The organism is Rhizobium tumorigenes, assembly GCF_003240565.2.
Taxonomy (GTDB): domain Bacteria; phylum Pseudomonadota; class Alphaproteobacteria; order Rhizobiales; family Rhizobiaceae; genus Rhizobium; species Rhizobium tumorigenes.
The window spans coordinates 423,596-444,440 of the sequence record NZ_CP117256.1; the positions used below are offsets into that span (position 1 = coordinate 423,596).

The window sequence follows — 20,845 nt, forward strand, 5'->3', positions numbered from 1 at the left end:
GATCATGCTAAAACACTCGACAGTCCCCCTGATGCGCGCCTGGAACAGCTGGTCCGACCGACCCGCCGAAATGGTGTTCCTGCCGCTCGGCATGCGCATCACGCCCGTTCTCTATTCGACCCGCAGCCGGACGACATCCCTCATCGAGCCGCGGCGCGACACCGTGCGGCTCGGCCGCCACGCGATCGATGGATCACTGATCGAGCTGGAAACCGACCACAGCGGCACGACCGTCGCGTTCAGCACCGACAAGGCCGATCCTTTCGCGGTTCGCGGCAGCTGGGAGGGCAAGGCTGCCGGTGAATGGGGCCTGCGCTTCTGGTTGACGATGGCAATCTCGGCCGATAGCGGCGAGTTGGTCACTTACGAGACAGGCCGCGGCATCACCCTCGTCAAGATCGGCACGCGCTTCGTGGCCGTCGCCACGGCGGAAGCACCGGTGCATGTGACGGGCCATGATACGATCGAGGCGCTGAGGGGCGATTTCGAGACAAACGGCTATTTCTACACCGCGAGCCGGAAGAACGAAGCGCCGGTCATCGGGCTGCGCTTCAACCTGGAAATGATGCGCCAGGGCGCCTACGCCGCCGCAGTGGCCGACAGTGCGGAGCTTGCCATCGCAAAGGCCGAGGCTTGTCTCGCCGCAGGCAAGGCGGCCGCCGCTTCAAGCGCCCATGACGGCAACTATGAAGGTTCGCTCGATGCGATCCGCGATGTGGTTGCCTGGAACACGATCTGGGACGAGACCAATGCCCGACCCTACACGGCCGTGACACGCATCTGGAATCTTGGAAAATTTGCAGTCTGGTACAACGACCAGCTGTTTGCGGCACTGCTCGCCGGCGTCTTCGACGCCGATCTGGCGCGCGAGAACATGGCGACGGCGATGGCGAGCGCCACGCCCCAGGGCAACATCGCCTGCATCGTCACCTCGAACGATGCCTGGGTGGATCGCAGCCAGCATCCGAACGGCGCGCTCGTCGTCTGGCAGCTCTACCAGCGCACCGGCGAACGCTCGCTGCTGGCCGCAAGCTACGACGCGCTGGCCCGCAATCAACGCTGGTGGCGCGAGCATCGCGATCCCGATGCCTTCGGGCTGTTGTCCTGCGGCACATCCGATGTCGGCGAAGGTCTCTACAAGGGTACGCATTTCGCCGCACGCAACGAGACCGGCATGGACAACTCCGCCACGCATGACGAGGCTATCTATGATCCCGTGACCCGCACCCTGTCGACATTCGATCTGGGGCTGAATTGCGCCGCTGTTCTCGACGCGGAAATGCTGGCGAAAATGGCAGCAGTTCTCGGCAAGGATGACGATGCCCGTGAATTCGGAGCGATCGCCGAGCGGTGCCGTAAGCTGATCTCCGAGCATCTGTGGGACGAGAGCCGAGGCATATTCGCCAACCGCCAGCGCCACGGCGGCTTCGTCCGGTCGCTCTCGCCCACCAGCTTCTATCCCCTGCTGTGCGGCGCTGCCAGTCCCGAGCAGGCCGAGCGGCTGCTTGGGCACCTCAATGACGAGACGACCTTCGGCGGCGACTACGTCCTCCCGAATGCGACGCGCGACGATCCGGCCTTTGCCGACAACGTATACTGGCGCGGCCGCATCTGGCCGAACGTCAACTACATGGTCTGGCTCGGCCTGCGCCGCTACGGCTTTGCGGCCGAGGCAAGCAAGCTCGCGCGTCAGAGCTATGAACTCTTCATGAAAAACTGGAGCAACGACCGCATCGCGTCGGAAAACTACAATGCCGTGACCGGCGAAGCGATGGACCAGGGCGATACGGATCCCTTCTATATCTGGGCAGCCTTGCTGCCGCTGATGGCCGTCGGCGAGATTGTCGACTTCGATCCGTGGACCGGCTGGACACTGCACAACACGGGCGCCGATCTTTCGATCGGGCCGATGCTGTCTCCTTCCGGCATGATGTCGCTATCTGTTGCCGGCGGCCTGCTGGAGATGACGCTGGACGGACGCCTGTCGCTCACGACCGATCTCCAGACCAACCTGTCGCAGATCGCCTTCAGCGATGCACGTTTTGCCTGCACGATCGGACCGGTGGATAGCGCCGGTTTCATCAGCCTGCCGCACGTCGCTCATGGCAGCATCGTGGCGGCGCGGCTGGGTGGCGAGGAGCTCGCTTTCGAGGCGGCTGCGGACGGCGTCCGCGTCGAAATATCGCCATCCGCCCTAGGCCGGAAATTGAATCTCTATTTTTTTGACAGCGTGGACATCAATGGCACTTGATGGAACTTGACATGTGACAAATGCGCATATTACTTTGCATACAAATTAAAAAGACTGCCGGAAGAGCAAGAGGGTTGAACGGAAGTCTGTGCGTCGAAGCGCTCTGCTCGCGATGTCAGCATCCTACTGGCTGTGACTGATAGAATTGCGTTTATATTGGTGCCGTGGCGAACGGCGCTGCGAAGACGCTTGCCTTCAGATACGCATGTCCAGGTTGTTCGCCTTTCCTAGATTAGTTTGTGTACAAATCATATGGCGCGTTTTGTGAAACGCGAGTTGCCTTTGATTTTTATATCGCCTGGGTCGGCGGCTTCGGCCGTGAACACTGAAAACAGTGAATTTTCATGAGGGGTTACACATGACTGAAATCACAAGACGCAACGCGCTGAAGCTGATGTCCGGCGCAATGATTGCCGGTGCCGCATTCTCGGGCCTGCCGAGCCGTGCCTTTTCGGCCGGCAAGATCACGGTCCTGAACTGGCAGGGCTACGGCACCGACGAAGCCTGGTCGATCAAGGCCTTCGCAGAAAAGACCGGCATCGAAGTCGTCCACGACTACTACAGTTCGGAATCGGAAATGCTGACCAAGCTGCGCACCAATCCGGGCGCCTACGACATGGTCATCCTGAATGCCGCCCGCTGCGCGCAGGCAACGGCGGAAGATCTGCTGCAGCCGATCGATTTCAGCAAGGTTCCGAACGCCGCTACGATCGATGCCAATCTCCGCTCCAACGCCAATTTCCTAAAGGACGGCAAGGGCTATGCGGTTCCGTGGGTCTGGGGCATGACCTCGCTGGCGATCCGTGACGGCATGCCTGTTCCGGACAGCTACAAGGTCTTGGCGGATCCGGCCTACAAGGGCCGCGTTGCCATGGACGACGACGCGATCATCAGCGTTGCCGCCGGCGCGCTGATGACCGGCCAGGACATCAACAATCCCAAGGATCTCCGCGCCGTCCGCGATGCGCTGAAATCCATCAAGCCGAACGTAAAGCTGCTGTGGTCGACGGAAGACCAGTGGAACAAGTCGTTCGCAGCCAAGGAATTCGACCTTTCGCTGTTCTGGTCGGGTGGCTCCGTGCGCTCAAAGCGCAATTCGAAGCTGCCTGTCGATTTCGTCGTTCCCAAGGAAGGCGGCATCGGCTGGGTCGACGGTCTCGGCATTCCTGCATCCGCCCCGAATGCGGAAGGCGCGCTGGCTTTCGCAAACTGGCTGATCGACCCGACCTTCTATCTCGAATGGGCGACCAAGGTCGGCGCGCCGGCCTCGTCCAACTCGGCAGCACTGGCCGCTCTTCCGGCCGACGACCTGAGCCGCCAGGTTCACAAGCCGGAATACCTCAAGACCATGGGCATCATGTCGGCTCTCCCGGATGATCGCCGCGAAGCATTCAACAACCTGTGGCAGGAAGTGAAAGCCTTCTATGCGGAATGAGACAGGTACACTGACGTCGGAGCGCGGACCCTCGGGTCTGCGCTCACGACGCGCCCTTCCATCCTGGGTTTCGACGACGGCGCTGCTGATGCCGACCTATGGCTGGCTTACCCTCGCTGTTTTCCTGCCGCTGCTGACCATGCTGGTCTTCAGCTTCATGTCGGCCACTCCTATGGGCAAGGCGCCAATCGTCTTCACCCTGAAGCAGTACAGGGCCTTCATCGACCAGCCCTATCTGGTCGGCATTGCTGTCACGTCGCTGGTGATCGGCTTCTGGACGACGCTTTCCTGCGCCGTGATCGGTTTTCTGGCGGCTGTCGCGCTCACCCGCTCGACGTTCGGCAAGACGCGCGAAATGCTGCTGATCCTCATCCTCCTGCCGTTCTGGACCAACGGTCTCGTCCGCGTGTTTTCCTGGACGATGGTGCTGCGCGAGAACGGCTTCCTCGACACGCTCCTCCACATGGTCTTTCCGGATGCCGGCTCGATCGGCTTTCTCTACAGCCGCTACGCGATCGTTGTCGGCCTGGTGCATGGCTACCTGCCCTACATGATCCTCACCTGCTACATCGCGCTGGTGACCATCGATGAAGCGATCATCGAGGCTGCCTCCAGTCTCGGCGCGCGCTGGTGGACCATTCTCTTCAAGATCCTCGTGCCTATGGCAGCACCCGGCCTTGTCTCGGGCGCCGTGCTGACCTTCATTCCGGTGATCGGGTCCTTCATGGAACCTCGCATTCTCGGTGGCCGCGTCGGCGTGACCATGGGCACCGTTATCGAGGACCAGTTCACGCAGGCTTTCAACTGGCCGCTGGGCGCCGCGCTGTCTTTCACGCTGCTTGCCGTCGTGCTGGCTATCTTTGCAACGTTCTCCGGCGTCCTGCGCCGTGGCACGGCAGCCTAGGGAGGAAACACCGAATGAAATCGCTTGGTCGTTTCTATCTGATCGCCATCCTTGTCTTTCTCTACACGCCGATCCTCGTGATGATGGCCATGGGCTTCAACGCTTCGCCGCTCTACGAACTGCCCTTCACCTTCTCCACCCGCTGGTATGAGGCGCTCTGGAACAACAGCATCCTGCTGACTGCAGGCATGAACAGTATCTTCATCGCCGTCATCACAGCTGTTTTGGCGACCACGCTCGGCACGATGGCATCGGTTGCCCTGTCGCGCAGCACGTTCCGCGGCAAGAGCTTCCTGCAGATCATGCTGCTGCCGCCGATCGCCATTCCGTGGCTGATCACCGGCACGGCCATGCTGATCTTCTTCTACTGGACCGGCATCGGTCGCGGCATGCATGCGATCATCATCGGCCATGTCGCCCTTGCCATCCCCTATGTGGTGCTGGTGGTCGGAACGGGCTTCCGAACGATCCGGGCCGACCTCGAGGAAGCCGCCATGAGCCTGGGCTCCACGCCCGTCCATGCCTTCTTCTCCGTGACCCTGCCGCTGCTCTATCCGAGCATCTTGGGGGCTGCCCTGTTCGCCTTCGCGGTCTCGCTCGACCAGTTCGTGATCTCCTATTTCCTCGCAACGCCCGGCTTCACCACATTGCCGGTTCAGATTTACTCCTCGATTCGCAAGGGCTTCACCCCTGAAATCAACGCTATCTCGACCGTTCTTCTTCTCGGTTCGATGACCGTGATCCTGATTTTTGCGCGCTTCGCCAAGCCCGGAGACACAAGTGACAAACGTTAACGTCCATTCCGTTGCCAAGACCTACGGCGCAACGCCTGTTCTCGCCGATATCACCACCGAGTTTCCGGAGGGCTCGTTCACCAGCCTTCTCGGACCATCCGGCTCCGGCAAGACCACGCTACTGCGCATCATCGCCGGATTCATCAAGCCCGACCAGGGTGTCGTGACCATCGGCAGCAAGGATGTCACCAACGTGCCCGTCTGGGGCCGCAACATCGGCATGATGTTTCAGTCCTACGCGCTGTTCCCGCACATGACGATTGCCCAGAACGTGGCGTTCGGTCTTGAGCGCCGTGGCATCAAGGGTGCGGCGGCCCGCAAGGAAGTCGATCGCGCCCTGGACATGGTGCGCCTGCCCGGCTTTGCCAACCGCATGCCGAAGCAGCTCTCCGGCGGCCAGCAGCAGCGTGTTGCACTGGCACGCGCCATCGTCATCAAGCCGAGCGTTCTGCTGCTCGACGAGCCGCTGTCAGCGCTCGACCGAAGGCTTCGCCAGGAGATGCAGGTCGAACTGCTGCGCATCCAGCGCGAGAGCGGGCTTACGACAATCTTCGTCACCCACGACCAGGAAGAAGCCCTGACCCTTTCCGACAAGGTCGCCATCCTCGACAAGGGCCGCATCATCCAGGTCGGCGCGCCCGACGCCGTCTACGAAAAGCCGCTGACGCGCTTTGCAGCGGAGTTCCTCGGCGATTCCAACTTCCTCACCGGAACCGTCGTGGACGGCGGCGTGAAGCTCCCGGACGGCACAATTGTGCGCAGCGCCAGCACCCTGCCGGCCAACGGCACCAAGGCAACGCTGGCAGTCCGCCCCGAGAAGATGTCCATTGCCGCCGGCAATGGCGAAGGCAACAACCTGACGGCACGCATCACGACGGTGATCTACGCCGGAGCGGTGCTCTCCTATCTGCTCGAAACGGCCGATGGTATCCCCCTCAAGCTCTTCGTGCAGAACAGGGACGGTACCTTGCTCAGCGAAGGCGATACGGTGATACTGAACTGGTCGCCGGAACACACCGTCTGCGTACTGGATTGATGATGAGGGGCGCGCCGCTGTCCGGCAGCGTGTTGCTTGTCGTCATCGACATGCAGCGGCTCTTTGCCGAAGAGACGGCCTGGTTCACGCCTGGCCTCGCCGCCATCGTGCCGAATGTGGCAAAGCTTGCCGAAGTGCGGCCGGACAGGACCGTGTTCGCCCGGTTCGTCGTTCCCCAACAGCCGGCCGAAGCGAGGGGACAATGGCAGAGCTACTACGAGCGCTGGAAGGCGGTGACGCTGGACGAACTCGATCCGGAAATGCTGGATCTTGTCGCGCCGCTGGCGTCGCTGGCACGTCCGGGTTCGATCGTCGACAAGAAGACCTATTCCGTCTTCGAGACTCCGGGCTTCGTGGAGCGCTTGGAGGAACAGGGTATCGATACGATCGTCTTCACCGGTGTCGAGACGGATGTGTGCGTCTATGCCAGCGCGCTCGATGCGGTGGACCTCGGATACAAGGTGATCCTTGCCAGCGATGCCCTGGCCAGCGGCGACATGGTCGCCCATGATATGGTGCTGACGCGGCTGGCGCCGAGGTTCTCGGAGCAGATTGAAATTTTGACGACGGACGCCATTCTGGATCGGTGGTCCGCATGACGGCTTTTCATGGGTCGCCGGTTTTCGGCAGCCTTGAGCCCGGTTGAGAGAGAAGATGGACATTCCGCTCAAGGACAACGCCCGGGAATCGAACGGTGCCGCGACGCCGGCGCCGAAACGCGACCAGGCGCAGTATACGCTGGGCGAGCAGATCGGCTTCTTCCTGCGCCAGGCCAACCAGCGCCACGTGTCGATTTTCGCCAGCCTGATCGCCGAGAAGCTGACGACCACCCAGTGGGCGGCGCTCGTCAAGCTCAAGGACCTGCAACCCTGCTCGCAGGGCAATCTCGGCCGCGAGACGGCGATGGACATGGCGACCATCAAGGGCGTCGTCGACCGGCTCGTGAAGCGCGGCCTGGTGCATACGGCGCCTGACGCGGCGGATGCGCGGCGCCTCGTGCTGACGCTGACGGTGGAAGGCGAGGCCATGGTCGAGCGCAATCTTTCCATCGCGCTGGAGATCTCGCAGCAGACGCTTGGCCCGCTGACAACAGCGGAACGCATGATGCTGATGGAACTGCTCCAGAAGATCAGTTGACGGGACCCGCGCTGTCCCTCCCTCCTGCATGCCAACAAAGGAAAATCCGCCATGTTTCCCGCTGACGATAAGGAAATCCGTTCGCTGGTCGCGGCGATGACGCCGGCGGAGAAGGTCGACCTCGTCAGCGGCTCCGGCCTCTGGAGGACAGCTGCCATCGACAGGCTGGGGATCAAGTCGATCCTGATGACTGATGGAACCTATGGCGTGCGCTACTCGACGACGCAGATCGATGCCGACGACGACGAGGAGAATGGCCTTGCCGCATTTCTCGATGTGGTAAACCAGCAGGCCGACGACACAGGCGGAATGTTCGGCACGACGAGGCCCGCGACCTGTTTTCCGAACGGAAACCTTGTCGGCTGCTCCTGGGACCTCGACCTGCTTTACCGGATGGGCGAAGCACTGGCGCTCGAATGCCGGAGCCTCGGGATCCATCTCCTTCTCGGCCCCGGCATCAACACGCGGCGCACGCCGCTTGCCGGACGGGCCTATGAATATTACTCGGAAGATCCGGTGATCAATGGCGAGCTCGCCGCCGCCCTGATTTCCGGCTTGCAGGACAATGGCGTCGGCGCATCGCTGAAACACTTCGCCTGCAACAACTCCGAGATCGAGCGGACGACGACCAGTTCCGACGTGGACGAGCGGGCCTTGCGGGAAATCTATCTCGCGGGTTTCGAACGGGCGATAGCAAAGAGCGCGCCCTGGACGGTCATGAGCGCCTATAACCCGGTCAATGGCATCCATGCCGCAGAGAACCCCTGGCTGCTGAAGCAGGTGCTGCGCGACGAATGGGGCTATGATGGCCTCGTCTTGTCCGACTGGCACGCCATCAAGGACCGGCCCGCATCGCTGGCAGCCGGCAACGACCTCGACATGCCGGAAAGCAAGCCCCGCAAGGCCCGCCTTCTCGCCGCCGTCGAGGCTGGAAAGGTGGACGAAGCCAGGCTCGACGAGGCCTGCGCGCGGGTGATCGCCCTCGCTCGTCGTTGCCAGGCTGGCGCCCAGCCGGCTGTCCCGGTGGACCTCGATCTCCACCATACCCTCGCCCGCCAGATCGCGGCAGAATCCATCGTGCTGCTGCGCAACGAGCATCAGGCTCTACCCCTCGATGCGGCCGCTTCCGGCGATATGCTGGTCGTCGGGGACGGCGCCCTGGTGCCGACGATCCAGGGATCGGGCTCCGCGACGACCAACCCCTATCGGGTCGACAACCCGTTCACGCAGATCGCCGCGCGTGCCTCCCCCGATCTGACGGTGCGTCACGTTCCTTTTCCCAGGACGGACGACGTGTCGTTGGAGTTTGCAACGGAGGCCGTCCTCGCGGCCGCCTCTTCGGCTCAGGTGGTCATCGTCTTTGCCGAGAACCAGAAGGGTCGCAATGGAGAGGGCAATGATCGCGACAGCCTCAGACTGGCTGCCGGCCATGACCAACTCATCCGCGCCCTCGCCGGTGCCGGACGAAAGGTCATCGTCGTGCTCAGCATGCCGGATGCGGTCGAAATGCCATGGCTCGACCGCGTCGATGCCGTGCTTGCCTGCTTCTACCCCGGCCAGGGCGGCGGCGAGGCCATTGCGCGGGTGCTGTTCGGCGAACAAAATCCCTGCGGGAAACTGACGACGACAATGCCTGAGCGCCTGGAGGACATCCCCGGCTGGCACACTTACCCCGGCGAAAATGATCGGCACGTCTACAGCGAAGGAATATTCGTCGGCTACCGCTACTACGATTTCAAGGCCGTGCCACCGCTTTTCGCGTTCGGTCATGGCTTGAGCTACACTGAGTTCTCCTACGAGGAGATGGTGCTAGACAGACAGGACATCGGTCCTTCGATGAGCTGTACTGCCAGCATCACCATCCGCAATACGGGATCTGTGGCCGGCAAGGAAATCGCCCAACTCTACGTCCGCCCCATAAAGCCGGGCCTCCGGCGGCCTGTCCGGGAACTCAAGGCATTTGCAAAGATTGCGCTCCAGCCGGGCGAGGCCACGGTCGTGGCCCTGCCGCTCGCTCCGCGCGATTTCCAGTATTTCGATGTTTCCCGCGCCACTTGGGTGCTCGATGCGGAGGCCTTTGTCATCGAAGCTGCCGCGTCCTCCCGCGACATACGCCTCAAATGCCGCCTTGGCTGCGTCTCCGAGACCTATCCCCCGGCGCCGCTATCGGCGCTTTCGCCACCGTCGCTTGTCTTTGCAAACGCAAAAGCCGCCCCGGCGCTGACGGCACTGCTGATGGCAAAACTCGATATGTCCGAGCCAGATGCCATAGCGCTCCTGGACGAGCTCGACGGATCGTTCCTAGGCTTCTACGACACGTTGAGCTGGTACATCGGTGATGAAATTTCAGAGGCCGATATCGAGACACTCTTTATGGCGTTGAATGAAGGCAAGATCGATATGCCCGAAACCAGTGCAGAGTGAGGCCGCGACGGAAGCAAGGATGTCTGCAGGCCATGCCGTGGGATCGGTGTCATCCAGCTGGCATAACACTCATACTTCCCACGGGAGAGCCCGAGGTCAGGGTTCGCCACATCCTCACATGCAACAATATGGAAGCACTACACTGCGCCGTACTGCGCGGGTTGGGTATCGGTCGCATGCCGGATTTCCTCGCGGCCGCCTGGCACCGGACCGGGAGCTATCACCACTGTTGATCGATCATCTCGATGCGCCCGGCCAGTTTAACCCGATCTGGTCTTCGAGCCGGCATCTTTCACCCAAAGTGTGGGTTTTCGTCGAATTCATCGGCAAGAGGTTGTTTTCCAGCGAATTTCAGGTGGCTCCCATGGTTAATCAGCGGTCTTGAAGGGATACGAACTGCGACCCTGTAATTCCCAGAGCATAGGTCTGAAATAACTCAGAAGCGAATGTCAGCCTTGCTCGCATCGAATAACCGATACGGGAGCGGACCGCCCACTATGCATTTGATTTTACGGAGAGCTGCCTCTCTGCAGCCTGTCCCCTTGGGAATGCCAATCTCCAACAGCAATTTCCTAGCCCATTTGTGGCGTTTGGCACGGGACGTCAGCCGCACGATATGGACCGCCCGGCGAGGAGCGGAGCGTACGCGGTAAGTCGGTGGGATATGAACTCTGTGAACAGCCGCACGCGCTTCGTTTTGCGTGTTTCCCCCTGCGTGAGAAGCCAGATCGTTGCACGTGATTTCAGATCGACGCCCGGAACTCTCGCAAGCAGGTGATCGGCATCTCCAACGAAACAGGGTAGTCTCGTCATGCCGATCCCTTGCCTTGCAGCGGCGATCTGCGCCTCGGCGTCGGGCGTCCTGAACGGAACCCCTGTGGCGCGAACCTCCCCTTTGTCGAACCAGTCCGGAACAGCCTGACCGCCGATGACGATGGGCTTGATTGGATCAGCCGCACCCGCATGCCACGCGGCCAGTCTGTCGCGGGACATGTAAACAGCCGCGAGCAGATCCGGGCCTTTCAGGCCATGAAGATTGAGAGGCAGAGTCTTGCGGTCGGAGACCATTCGGATCGCCACATCAGCCTCCCGGTTGGTCAGATTCACGACCTCGCCGGTCGATACGATCTCCGTCTCGATGTCCGGATGCAGACGCGCAAAATCTGCGATATCCGGCATGAGCAGGTGTGTCGCAAGGAACGGGGGCAGCGTCACCCGCAGAAGCCCGCGTACGCTCTGATCGCGCCCGAAGACGCGCGTCTCCAGTTGGTGCGACGAGGCTTCCATCTGGTTTGCGAACTCGAGAACCTCCTCGCCCGCGGCCGTCAGGCGGTAACCCGAAGGCAGCTTTTCGAACATCTGCGCCCCGAGGTGCTCCTCGAGCTGAGCAATGCGTCGCAATACGGTCGCGTGGTTGACTCCCAGGTTCTTGGCGGTAGCCCGCACTGAGCCGCCACGCGCGGCGGCAAGAAAGTAGCGAACGTCATCCCAGTCGATCATGGTTCATTCCCGCGCCGCGTGGGGCGGCTTCCGAATACAAGTCTACCATACTCAGCGGGATTGAGCGTGATCGTCGCCGCGTTCGATCAGGTAAGTGGATCGTTTTCGCACCACGGATGCGCGCGATTGCGCACTCACCGCCTGACGCCGGCGAACCCATATCGAGGCTGTCGGAGGATGTCTCCGCAAAGCAATGACCCAAGACGCGACACAAGGAATGTATGACATGACCAGATTGAATGGAAAGACGGCCGTGATCACGGGCGGCGCCACCGGTATCGGCCTCGCCGCTGCAAGGCGCTTCATCGAGGAAGGTGCCATCGTCTTCATCTACGGCCGTCGGCAGCAAGCACTCGATGCGGCTGTGGCCGCGCTTGGACCCAACGCCCGCGCGGTGAAGGGCTCGGTCTCGGATGAGGCCGATCTGGATCGGCTCTACGCGGCGGTGAAAGCCGAGCGCGGAAGCCTCGACGTCGTCTTCGCCAATGCCGGGGCCGGAAGCCCGCTTCCTCTCGGCCAGATCACCGCCAAGCACATCGACGACACTTTCGACACCAACGTGAAGGGCACGATCTTCACGGTTCAGAAGGCGCTACCACTGATGGGCCCGGGCGGTTCGATCATCCTGACGGGATCGAGCGCCGGAACCACCGGCGCTCCCGCATTCACGGCCTACAGCGCCAGCAAGGCAGCCGTGCGCAATCTCGCACGGACCTGGGCGGAGGATCTGAAGGGTACCGGTATCCGGGTCAATGTGCTGTCGCCCGGGGCGACGGCCACCGAACTGGCAAAGGAAGCGCTCGGAGAGGAGGGCCAGAGGGCCTACGGCGCGATGACCCCGCTGCAGCGCATGGCCGACCCGGCGGAGATCGCAGCCGTGGCCGCCTTCCTCGCGTCAGACGACAGCAGCTTCATGACCGCAAGCGAAATCGCCGTCGACGGTGGGCTCGCCCAACTATGACCCCGGCGCGGTTCCGTGCCTTACTCACACACAACGAAGGACAAAGATTATGAAAGCACTCGAAGGTAAAATCGCAGTCATCACGGGCGGAAGCAGCGGGATCGGCTTGGCCACAGCCAAGCGTTTCGTGGAAGAAGGTGCGCAGGTCGTGATCATTGGGCGACGCGAGAAAGCCTTGCAAGAGGCCGCGGCCCTTATCGGGAAAAACGTGACATCAGTCGTGGGCGACGTCTCGCGCCTGGAGGATCTGGACCGGCTCTACGCCACCGTGAAGGAGAAACATGGTCACATCGACATCCTCTTCGCAAACGCGGGCGCTGGGACAGTTGCGCCGCTCGCGGCAGCGACCGAGGCCCATTACGACCAGACCTTCGATGTCAACACGAAGGGGATGTTCTTTACGGTGCAGAAGGCTCTTCCCCTCTTCAAGGACGGCGGTTCGATCATTCTGAACTCGTCGGTTTCGAACGTAAAGGGGTTGCCGGCCTTCAGCGCCTACGCAGCAAGCAAGGCGGCTGTCCGCAGCTTCGCGCGGTCCTGGACCATGGAGTTGCTGGATCGAAAGATCCGCGTCAATACGATGAGCCCCGGCGCGATCGAGACTCCCGCCTTGGCGACAACGACCGGCCTCACCGCCGAGCAAGCCGAAGCGGCGGTCGCCCAGTTTACATCCCAGATCCCGATGGGTCGCAGGGGCAAGCCAGAGGAAATCGCGGCTGCGCTCACCTTCCTCGCCTCCGACGAAAGCTCCTACATCACCGGTATCGATCTCGCCGTCGATGGTGGTTGGGCGCAGGTCTGACCCGGCGTCAACACAGGATCGGAGAAGCATTATGAGCTACGCAATCATCGGCTTCGGCAATATCGGCCGAGCTCTGGCCAAGGCCTTCGCACGCAACGGCATCGAAGTGACCGTTGCAACGAGGCGCGACCCGGAAAGCTTTGCAGCCGACGCGGCCGCGATCGGGCCGAAGGTCATTGCCAAAACACTGACGGACGCCGTCAAGGCGGACGTCATCTTCCTGGCTGTGCGTTTCGAAGCGCACTCGGACGTCGCAAAGGCGCTTCCCACCTCGCAGGGGAAGACGATCATCGATGTGACCAATGCCTACGGTGTGCCCCCCGAGGAACTCGGGGGACAACCGTCTTCGAAGTTCGTCGCGCAAGCCTTCCGTGGTGCAAGTCTGGTCAAGGGTTTCAACCACCTGGGCGCTGCCATTCTTGCCCAAGATCCAGCCGCACAGGGCGGCAGACGAGCCGTGTTCCTGGCGAGCGACGATGACGCTGCCGCAGACGAAATCGGTAAGCTTGCGGAACATCTCGGTTTCGCACCAATCAAACTCGGCGGGCTATCGGAAGGCGGGCTGCTGGTCCAGGCGCGCGGCGATAGCTGGGGCCATCTGATCTTCAAGGACCTGATGAAATTCGACGCATAAAGCGACGTCCCATGGACAGGGCCACGAGGTGCGGACCGGATCGAGCATGATCTGGTCCAGCAAAATGGAGACAGTCCTATGAGCATTCAAAAAAACATCCAGACCGTGAAGGACTTCTTCGCCGCGATTGGCCGCGGCGACCGGGAGGCTCTGCTGGCGCTGGTCGCGGAAGATATCGAGTGGATCATTCCGGGCAAGGACTGGCCGCTGGCCGGCACCTACCGGGGGCATGCGAGACTGGCAGATCTGCTGGAGACGGCCTCCAGGTCGATGGAAACCTCCACGGAACCCCGGGAGTTTGTCGCACAAGGAGACCGCGTTCTCGTGGTCGGTTTTGCCAGCGGGAAGGTCAAAGCCACGAACAAGCCGTTCGAGGACGACTGGATCTTCGCCATCACGATCCGGGACGGCAGACTGACCAGCATCCGGGAATATGTCGACACGCAAGCACTGGCCCAGGCCTCGCAGATGCGGCGCTCTATCGCGCGGCGAACACCTTCCGACAGTTCCGGATGACGCCGCAGCATCTCGCTGTAAACGGCGACCGCACGGATGCCAGGAGCGGCCTTGAGGCGACGCCGGTCGCGTGACGCCTTGCTCTGCGACGGAAGGTGCGCATCCTTCTCGATGCGGTAGGCCGGGGCGACCTAAATGGGGTTGTTTTGTCGGTACTTCATTAAAAGCCTCGTCTGATGATCGGTTACATGGCGTCCCGTAACAAAAATGATTCTCCATTCTTCGAAAATCACCCACGCTACCGGGCTAACCGCAATCATGAGAGGCAAAAAATTGCGCAGCGGCGGGATGTAACTCCAGTCGGACTACGCCCTCCCTTCGTCACATCCCTGCCGCCGAGTCTCATCCTGAATGTCGCCGCGCAGATGAGGGGTGAACATATTGTTAGACTGTAGGTCGGTGCGCCTATGGCCGCATTAAGCGAATTTCGCGGAGCGTTAGGATCCCGTCCTAATTCTGCAACGAATGCTTTGTTCAATTGCGCCTGCGCGAATGGTTTCGACAACCGTGAGGATATGGGCGCCCACTTCCGGCGGTTGTCCTACGCGGCTTTGATTCAATCGTGACGCAACATTCACTCCGATTTCTTCTGCTGCTTAGCCCCGCTATAAAAGCCTGTAAACGCTGGGCCTGGCGCGCCCGGTCATCGGCATGGCCATCACACTTGCAAAGCCGGTACATAGCTTTCCGATCTCGTGGGCACCTCCGCTCAACCAAGCGCAATCGCACCAAGCGGCACAAATCCGGCTTGGCGCTATAGGATAGGGTCGAGGTCGCAACATGGCCGTGAAACAGGAAAGCCTGAAGCAATCATGGGCACGTAAAACTTCACTGACCCCGCCGCGCAATACCAAGGAGCCGCGCTGTGCCTGACTTATTTCCCTTAAAAGCGCGATTGCTTTCCAATCTCTCCAACGAGGTGCGACTGCGACTGCTCTATATCATTTTGGACAAAGAGGTGTCTGTCGGAGAGATTGCACAGAGCTTGGGAATAAGGCAATCCGCGTTATCGCAACATTTGGCGAGGCTGCGAGGCGATAGGCTTGTCAGCACCCGTAAAGTTGCACACGGTGTACTACCGATGTGACAACCTCGGCGTGCGGCGCTTGCTAGAAACAGTAAATGAAATTTATGAAACGAGGACCGTTGCAGAGGCTGCATGAAGAACCGCGCGTATGGGACGCCTTACGCAATTGTTGAGCTAGAACCCAAAACGTCGCTGAGGAGGCTGGATAGTCTCATTGGTCCGTTGATCGGTTTACAACTCATACAGCTCGCGTTATCGAGGCGATACCCGCTATCCGCATTTCCATCTCTGGGAAGACGGAAGAACGTTGACATTCATACCCAAAAATTAGCCCACATCGCAATCGTCTCTAACTTCCTCCAAGCTACGCCGTTAGACAGGTGTTTTAGGCCATCAACGGGTTTGATCATGCACTTTCTTTAAAATCAGCGTCAGTAGAATCTGGTCCCCCCATCGACATATCGAGCATCCACCCCTTAACACGCGCTTGCTGGCTTGCGACCGAATGGCCAACTTTGAATGTTGGAGTTCTTGCTGCTTGTTTTACCGGGATATTGCTCTTCGGTCGAACTTTGGCCGGCTGACCCCGAGATGGCTGCATGTTGTCAGTTCCTGAACTATTGACTTTGAAGAAGGCGATAGAGGCTTGTAGTTCCTCGGCCTGTGCGGCAAGTTCTTCAGAGGTAGCCGACATTTCTTCAGATGCTCCGGCATTTTGTTGGGTCACTTTGTCGAGTTGTTGGATTGCTTCATTGATCTGACTGGCGCCGACATCCTGCTCGCGGCAGGCTGCGGAGATTTCAGAGACCAGTTCTGCCGTCTTGCGGATATCTGGCACCAAGCGGGTCAGCATCGCGCCTGCTTCCGTGGCGACGTTCACCGTTTCACTCGAAAGTCCGCTGATCTCCGCGGCAGCTGACTGGCTGCGTTCCGCAAGCTTGCGTACTTCAGAGGCAACGACGGCAAAGCCCTTGCCATGCTCACCTGCGCGCGCTGCTTCCACCGCTGCATTCAAAGCAAGAAGGTCGGTCTGGCGGGCGATTTCCTGAACTATGGAAATCTTCTCGGCGATCGTGCGCATCGCAGCCACGGCGCGATTAACCGCCTCACCGGAAGCTTCAGCATCCTTTGCTGATTGGCGGGCAATCTTTTCGGTCTGGGCGGCGTTATCGGCGGTCTGCTTGATATTGGACGCCATCTCTTCCATTGATGCGGCGGCTTCTTCAGCCGACGCCGCTTGTTCGGTGGCGCCCTGCGAAAGCTGCTCAGAACCAGACGAAAGCATCTGCGAACCCGTTGATACATTCTCACTGGCGGTCAATGCATCGGCAACAACTCCGCGAAGCCGCTCCACCATGGACTGAAGCGCGATTCCCAGTGTGTCCTTGTCGGAAAGCGGCTCGGGTTCCACCGTCAGATCTCCGCTGGCGATCTCGTTGGCAATGACCGCTGTTTTACGGAGGTTGTCTACCATATGGTTGATCGCGTTTTTCATGCGCTCGTGGTCGCCTTCACATGCGATTGCCACATGCTGTGTAAGATCGCCCACGCTCACCTGAAGAAGCACGCGATTACCCTCCGAGATCGGAAGAATAATCGCGTCTAGCATTCCGTTGATACCGGAGACCACCTTGGCGAAATCACCAACAAAACGATCGGGAGCGCCCCGCTCCGAAAGCCTGCCGGCCGTGGACGCAGCAATGAGCCGTTGAAGTTCCGTAATAATCGCTTTTAAATTTCCGCGCAGCGTTTCGATAGTCTCATTGATAAAAGCCTTCTTGCCGGGGAACTGCTCGAGCGGTGCCTCAAAATTACCCTGGCCGAGTTCCTTGATGCAGGCCATGGCCTTCTTTTTGACAGCTATATGACCGCTGACCATGCCGTTGATGCCCCTCGCCACCAAAGCAAAGTCGCCTTTAAATTTTTCGACCGGCACAAAGACATCAATGTCGCCCTTATCGTGCTCAATCGACATCGTATTCATTTCGGCAATCAGACCCTTGAGATTGGCGCGCAAGGTTTCGATAGTTTCATTGATAAAAGCCTTTTTGCCGGGGAACTGCTCGAGCGGCGCTTCAAAATTGCCCTCGCCAAGTTCCCTGACACAAGCCATGGCCTTCTTCTTCACCGCGATATGGCCGTCAACCATGTCGTTGACGCCCTTGGCCATTAGCGCGAAGTCCCCTTTAAACTCATCTGTGGACAACTTGACATCAATATCGCCTTTGTCGTGGTCGCTTGACATACGCGCGAGAGATGCCCCTAGCTTTTGCATTGGCTGCATGCTGGCGTCGAGTAAATTGTTGACGGCGATCAGCATCTCTCTCGCGTCGCCTGTTGCCCCATCGAGGTTCGCGCGTTCGGAAAGGTTGCCGCCCGAGACGCTGATACAGATCCGCTGCATCTCCACCAGAGCAACCTGAGATTTAGAAGATTTCTTCAATTGAGTGTAGAAAGACATTTTGTTTCCCCTGTTGGAAGCCGTTTGGGAGCTGGCGCACCTTTGAGGTCTCGGGCGATGTATGATCGCCGTGTTGACGTCAGGCTTGCTGAGAGTCTGGCGGAGACAAAAGCAAGAAATCGGCGCACGGCCACAAAATGCGCACCCCGCCATTTGGTGAGCCGCATTCCCCTAAGTGTCACGCTTTTTGATCGATGGCCCTCTGACGCCAAAGCTGAGACGATTGACGTGAAATATGTGTCGTATGAAGATTGAATGATGACGCTCCGCTAAGCAGGGCACCGACACTCTGCCCATATAAGCATGATATTCGTAGTCATGAGAATATCTGCAGAGTTGTTGACGGCGCGTGTATGACCGCATGCGCTTGCCCTTTTGGTAGAGTGAAGCGAGCCGTATTTTACACGCTTGCCGGGAATCTACGCGAATGATGCGCCGGTAGAGTTAACGAAGCCTTTCTAAACCAATGCGATTATACAGTCGTAAATCATAAAGGTCTGAACGCGATATTTGTAATGGAAGACTGATCCGCCGCTGCGAATGCCTTCAGAATTGATGAGAGCTCGGCTCAGGACTCGTTAAATCAGAGCCAGAAGATGAAGGCGGCTTCGATGCATATGCTTGAGAAGAAGGTGTGGGCGCAGCGATCGTATCGGGTGTGTATTCTGCGCCAGTCCTTGAGCCTGCCAAACATGTTCTCGATCTTGTGGCGCTTTTTGTAGAGAGTCGGATGTGAAATGCACCCCTCGGTATGAGGAAGAGGCTTGATGACCGAAGCGGTAGAGGCCGTCAACAGATGCGGCTTCACCGACTTTTTTCTGAACCGCATCGAGGCGTGGACCCTGCCAGGGAGCGTGGCGTCGGACCGTATTCTGGAAAAAGCCAGGTTTTGCTATGAAGGTACACTTCGTCAGAAGGCGTGGTTGAAAAATGTCTTCCACCATTTCCGAATGTTCGGCTGTTTAGCTGGTGAAGCGCCTATCCCGCCGCGCAAAGCCTGATTTTGTCCCACACTTACTCAGAACCAGAAGTCGGACGAAATGCAGGATTCGGGAACAACCATACGAGATGAGTGGCTGAGAAAATTGCATACACAAAGTAACGTAAATCTGAATTGACCATGTTTTACGGACTGGCTGAGGATAAATTTGTAACGGTGGGAGAGCGGAATGCCGTGGACCGTCCAAGCCTACATGGATACTGGAGCGCCAGACGAGTTCGAGACGTTTGAAGAAGCTATAGGAAGAGCGGCTTCACTTAGAGACGAAGGAATTATGATCTTTTTCCATGCACCGGCAGAGGCTACCGATGAACAACTTCAGGCATTTGTCGATCTTTTTGGTCCTGAATCTCCCCAGGTTTAAGATCTGGATGCGGAGCTGATTTTAATCTGCGGCCTCCAGGGTTGTCCGGGCAGTGGCAGGGCCCTTCATACCGGTAGCGTAGATTTGACCGCCGTCCCGTCGTTACCGCCCGGCCGCGCGTCGAAGCGAAGATTTCGACCACCAAATTTAACTGGAGATATTACGACTGTCGGCCAAAACTCGCGACACCCTCACGACCGCCGTCGACGCGCTAGCCAAACAGTGTGCCCGCTGCAGTCCGGGTCTTCGGCAACATGGGACACAACATCAAAGCCATTCCGGTCGAGCAGAATGCGGTATTCCTCAGGGTCGAGGCTTGCATGATAGAGGGGCTCTCCATTGAGCGTGCCTATCGCTTCGCCAAAGGCTGGACCACTCGTGAACAGCAATGGGGCCGCCGGTTCGGCATGGTCTCGGAAGATAGGGAACATCATCCGCTGATCCTGAGGCGCTAGGTGAAAGAAGCTGTCCCAAGCAATTAGCCCGCCGTATCTCCGATCCAATTTCAGAAAGCGCATATCCGCCACTTCCACTATCGCGCCGGGCAGATTGGCCTGAAATAGCGCGATCATTTCCGGCGAACCGTCCACACCGGTAACCGGATGACCTCTGCCGGCAAGATAACGCGCGATAGGCTCTCCTGATCCGCACCCAATATCGAGCACGTCCGTCCCTCGCCGCAGCATGTCGGCAAACCGCCCGATCCACGCGTGCTCGTGCAGCACCGTGCCGCGCGCAGTTGTCCATGCGGCAGCATGGCGACGGTAAAGATCTATGATGCTGAAGGAGGTGTCGATCATGGTCATACTTTGGGTTTCTGTCTCCAGCCGCTTTGTACGATATCGAGATAGCTGATGACCTTGCATAAGACAAAGTCTGTAACCTAATATGACCGCGGCCGCCCGGGCGCACCTGAACGTATTTCGCCTTCAACGGATCTGAACCGTCGATGCCGTTCCTGAACACGTTAAGTGCTTGATGAGAAGGAGTTTAGGCCATAAGCGCCCATTTATGGAACGTGTTCGACGTGCTGAGGGCAAGTGTATACGGAGTTATGCCTTTCACGTTTGATCCAGATTTTGTCAAAAAGATACTTGAGCTCGGCAAAATCGATCTTCGACCTTAACGTCATTGGCTTGGCATTGGCCATCATACCAACCACATGAACCCAACATCCGCGCCGGGACGAGGTCAGCGATCCGCGCCCTCAACAGCGTATGATTAGGTCGTCTGATGGTCTGCCCGGATCGGCTCAACCGTTTCTTTCACAGCGTCAGCACGCCAATGCCGCGATCGTGATGACAAAAGACGCGGGGCTCAGCGCCGAAATTGAGATTACCAACGGGGGCCTCCGCAGTGCTGGTCCACGTGGCGACGCGGGACGCAAAGTCCAGGAAGCTCTGGTAGCTACACCTGCGACCATTGCCCGGATAAGAGCGCCGGGAAGCCACTCAGACTCTTGGTACGCGGGTTGCTTTGCGAGCAGCATACGGAATGTGACGCAGGTCTCAGCCTCAGCTTCGTCGCAGGCAGCATGATCCTCCCACCATCACGAACAGCGATCTGCAGCGTGATATACAGTCCGAACCCCAGTCCCTG

General features: G+C 59.4%; 19 protein-coding genes and 1 pseudogene. 15 read left to right on the plus strand and 5 right to left on the minus strand.

The annotated features are described in order from the left end of the window. Positions 1-4: 4 nt before the first annotated feature. From PR017_RS19775 to PR017_RS19810, 8 genes are all read left to right on the plus strand, one after another. The gene (locus tag PR017_RS19775) at positions 5-2,251 is read left to right on the plus strand and encodes an MGH1-like glycoside hydrolase domain-containing protein (protein ID WP_111219286.1); all 2,247 of its coding nucleotides are present in this window, start codon (positions 5-7) and stop codon (positions 2,249-2,251) included. A 358-nt stretch (positions 2,252-2,609) separates the two neighbouring features. Further along, on the plus strand, positions 2,610-3,686 hold the full coding sequence (locus PR017_RS19780) for an ABC transporter substrate-binding protein (protein WP_111219284.1): 1,077 nt from the start codon (positions 2,610-2,612) through the stop codon (positions 3,684-3,686). Next, on the plus strand, positions 3,676-4,590 hold the full coding sequence (locus PR017_RS19785) for an ABC transporter permease (RefSeq protein WP_111219282.1): 915 nt from the start codon (positions 3,676-3,678) through the stop codon (positions 4,588-4,590). Before PR017_RS19780 ends, PR017_RS19785 begins: the two co-directional genes overlap by 11 nt. A 14-nt stretch (positions 4,591-4,604) precedes the next feature. Next, the gene (locus PR017_RS19790) at positions 4,605-5,384 is read left to right on the plus strand and encodes an ABC transporter permease (protein ID WP_111219280.1); all 780 of its coding nucleotides are present in this window, start codon (positions 4,605-4,607) and stop codon (positions 5,382-5,384) included. Beyond that, on the plus strand, positions 5,371-6,420 hold the full coding sequence (locus PR017_RS19795; protein WP_111219278.1) for an ABC transporter ATP-binding protein: 1,050 nt from the start codon (positions 5,371-5,373) through the stop codon (positions 6,418-6,420). Before PR017_RS19790 ends, PR017_RS19795 begins: the two co-directional genes overlap by 14 nt. Continuing rightward, complete coding sequence (locus PR017_RS19800) at positions 6,420-7,019, plus strand: cysteine hydrolase family protein (protein ID WP_111219276.1); 600 nt, start codon at positions 6,420-6,422, stop codon at positions 7,017-7,019. Before PR017_RS19795 ends, PR017_RS19800 begins: the two co-directional genes overlap by 1 nt. 55 nt (positions 7,020-7,074) lie before the next feature. Then, positions 7,075-7,557, plus strand: coding sequence for a MarR family winged helix-turn-helix transcriptional regulator (locus PR017_RS19805; protein WP_111219274.1), 483 nt, complete (start codon positions 7,075-7,077; stop codon positions 7,555-7,557). 51 nt (positions 7,558-7,608) lie between these two features. Then, a complete protein-coding gene (locus PR017_RS19810) occupies positions 7,609-9,981 on the plus strand; it encodes a beta-glucosidase (protein ID WP_111219272.1) in 2,373 nt (790 codons plus the stop codon). 603 nt (positions 9,982-10,584) lie between these two features. Here the strand turns inward: PR017_RS19810 and PR017_RS19815 are convergent. Beyond that, positions 10,585-11,481, minus strand: a complete 897-nt coding sequence (locus PR017_RS19815; protein ID WP_111219270.1) for a LysR family transcriptional regulator — start codon at positions 11,479-11,481, stop codon at positions 10,585-10,587. 226 nt (positions 11,482-11,707) lie between these two features. On the opposite strand from PR017_RS19815, the gene PR017_RS19820 reads away from it, so the two are divergent. The 4 genes from PR017_RS19820 (at position 11,708) to PR017_RS19835 (ending at position 14,394) form a co-directional block, all read left to right on the plus strand. After that, positions 11,708-12,442 carry an SDR family NAD(P)-dependent oxidoreductase gene (locus PR017_RS19820; RefSeq protein WP_111219338.1) on the plus strand — a complete coding sequence of 245 codons (735 nt, stop codon included), beginning with the start codon at positions 11,708-11,710 and terminating at the stop codon, positions 12,440-12,442. Positions 12,443-12,491: 49 nt separating this feature from the next. Then, positions 12,492-13,244, plus strand: coding sequence for an SDR family NAD(P)-dependent oxidoreductase (locus PR017_RS19825; RefSeq protein WP_111219268.1), 753 nt, complete (start codon positions 12,492-12,494; stop codon positions 13,242-13,244). Between the two features lie 31 nt (positions 13,245-13,275). After that, entirely contained in the window at positions 13,276-13,878 is a 603-nt protein-coding gene (locus PR017_RS19830) for an NADPH-dependent F420 reductase (RefSeq protein ID WP_111219266.1), read from the plus strand. Positions 13,879-13,956: 78 nt separating this feature from the next. Next, complete coding sequence (locus tag PR017_RS19835; protein ID WP_111219264.1) at positions 13,957-14,394, plus strand: nuclear transport factor 2 family protein; 438 nt, start codon at positions 13,957-13,959, stop codon at positions 14,392-14,394. Here the strand turns inward: PR017_RS19835 and PR017_RS19840 are convergent. Further along, positions 14,346-14,555: pseudogene (locus PR017_RS19840) on the minus strand (IS21 family transposase); the annotation flags it as partial. The gene PR017_RS19835 and the pseudogene PR017_RS19840 sit on opposite strands and share 49 nt — an antisense overlap. 758 nt (positions 14,556-15,313) lie before the next feature. Here PR017_RS19840 and PR017_RS28335 point away from each other — a divergent pair. Continuing rightward, a complete protein-coding gene (locus PR017_RS28335; RefSeq protein ID WP_240538961.1) occupies positions 15,314-15,481 on the plus strand; it encodes an ArsR family transcriptional regulator in 168 nt (55 codons plus the stop codon). Positions 15,482-15,827: 346 nt separating this feature from the next. Here the strand turns inward: PR017_RS28335 and PR017_RS19850 are convergent, their stop codons facing one another. Together PR017_RS19850 and PR017_RS28485 are read right to left on the minus strand one after the other, a co-directional pair. Then, positions 15,828-17,882: a methyl-accepting chemotaxis protein gene (locus PR017_RS19850; protein ID WP_206423155.1), complete on the minus strand. Its 2,055-nt coding sequence runs from the start codon at positions 17,880-17,882 to the stop codon at positions 15,828-15,830. A gap of 583 nt (positions 17,883-18,465) precedes the next feature. Continuing rightward, entirely contained in the window at positions 18,466-18,711 is a 246-nt protein-coding gene (locus PR017_RS28485) for a transposase (protein WP_425070038.1), read from the minus strand. On the opposite strand from PR017_RS28485, the gene PR017_RS19860 reads away from it, so the two are divergent. Both PR017_RS19860 and PR017_RS19865 read left to right on the plus strand, forming a co-directional pair. Continuing rightward, positions 18,650-18,883 (plus strand): GNAT family N-acetyltransferase, encoded by a 234-nt coding sequence (locus PR017_RS19860; RefSeq protein ID WP_206423154.1) that lies wholly within the window; start codon positions 18,650-18,652, stop codon positions 18,881-18,883. The genes PR017_RS28485 and PR017_RS19860 overlap by 62 nt on opposite strands. A gap of 168 nt (positions 18,884-19,051) precedes the next feature. Then, positions 19,052-19,246, plus strand: coding sequence for a hypothetical protein (locus PR017_RS19865; RefSeq protein ID WP_111219262.1), 195 nt, complete (start codon positions 19,052-19,054; stop codon positions 19,244-19,246). Between the two features lie 191 nt (positions 19,247-19,437). On the opposite strand, the gene PR017_RS19870 is transcribed toward PR017_RS19865, so the two are convergent. Beyond that, the gene (locus PR017_RS19870) at positions 19,438-20,052 is read right to left on the minus strand and encodes a class I SAM-dependent DNA methyltransferase (RefSeq protein ID WP_341798952.1); all 615 of its coding nucleotides are present in this window, start codon (positions 20,050-20,052) and stop codon (positions 19,438-19,440) included. Between the last annotated feature and the right edge of the window lie 793 nt (positions 20,053-20,845).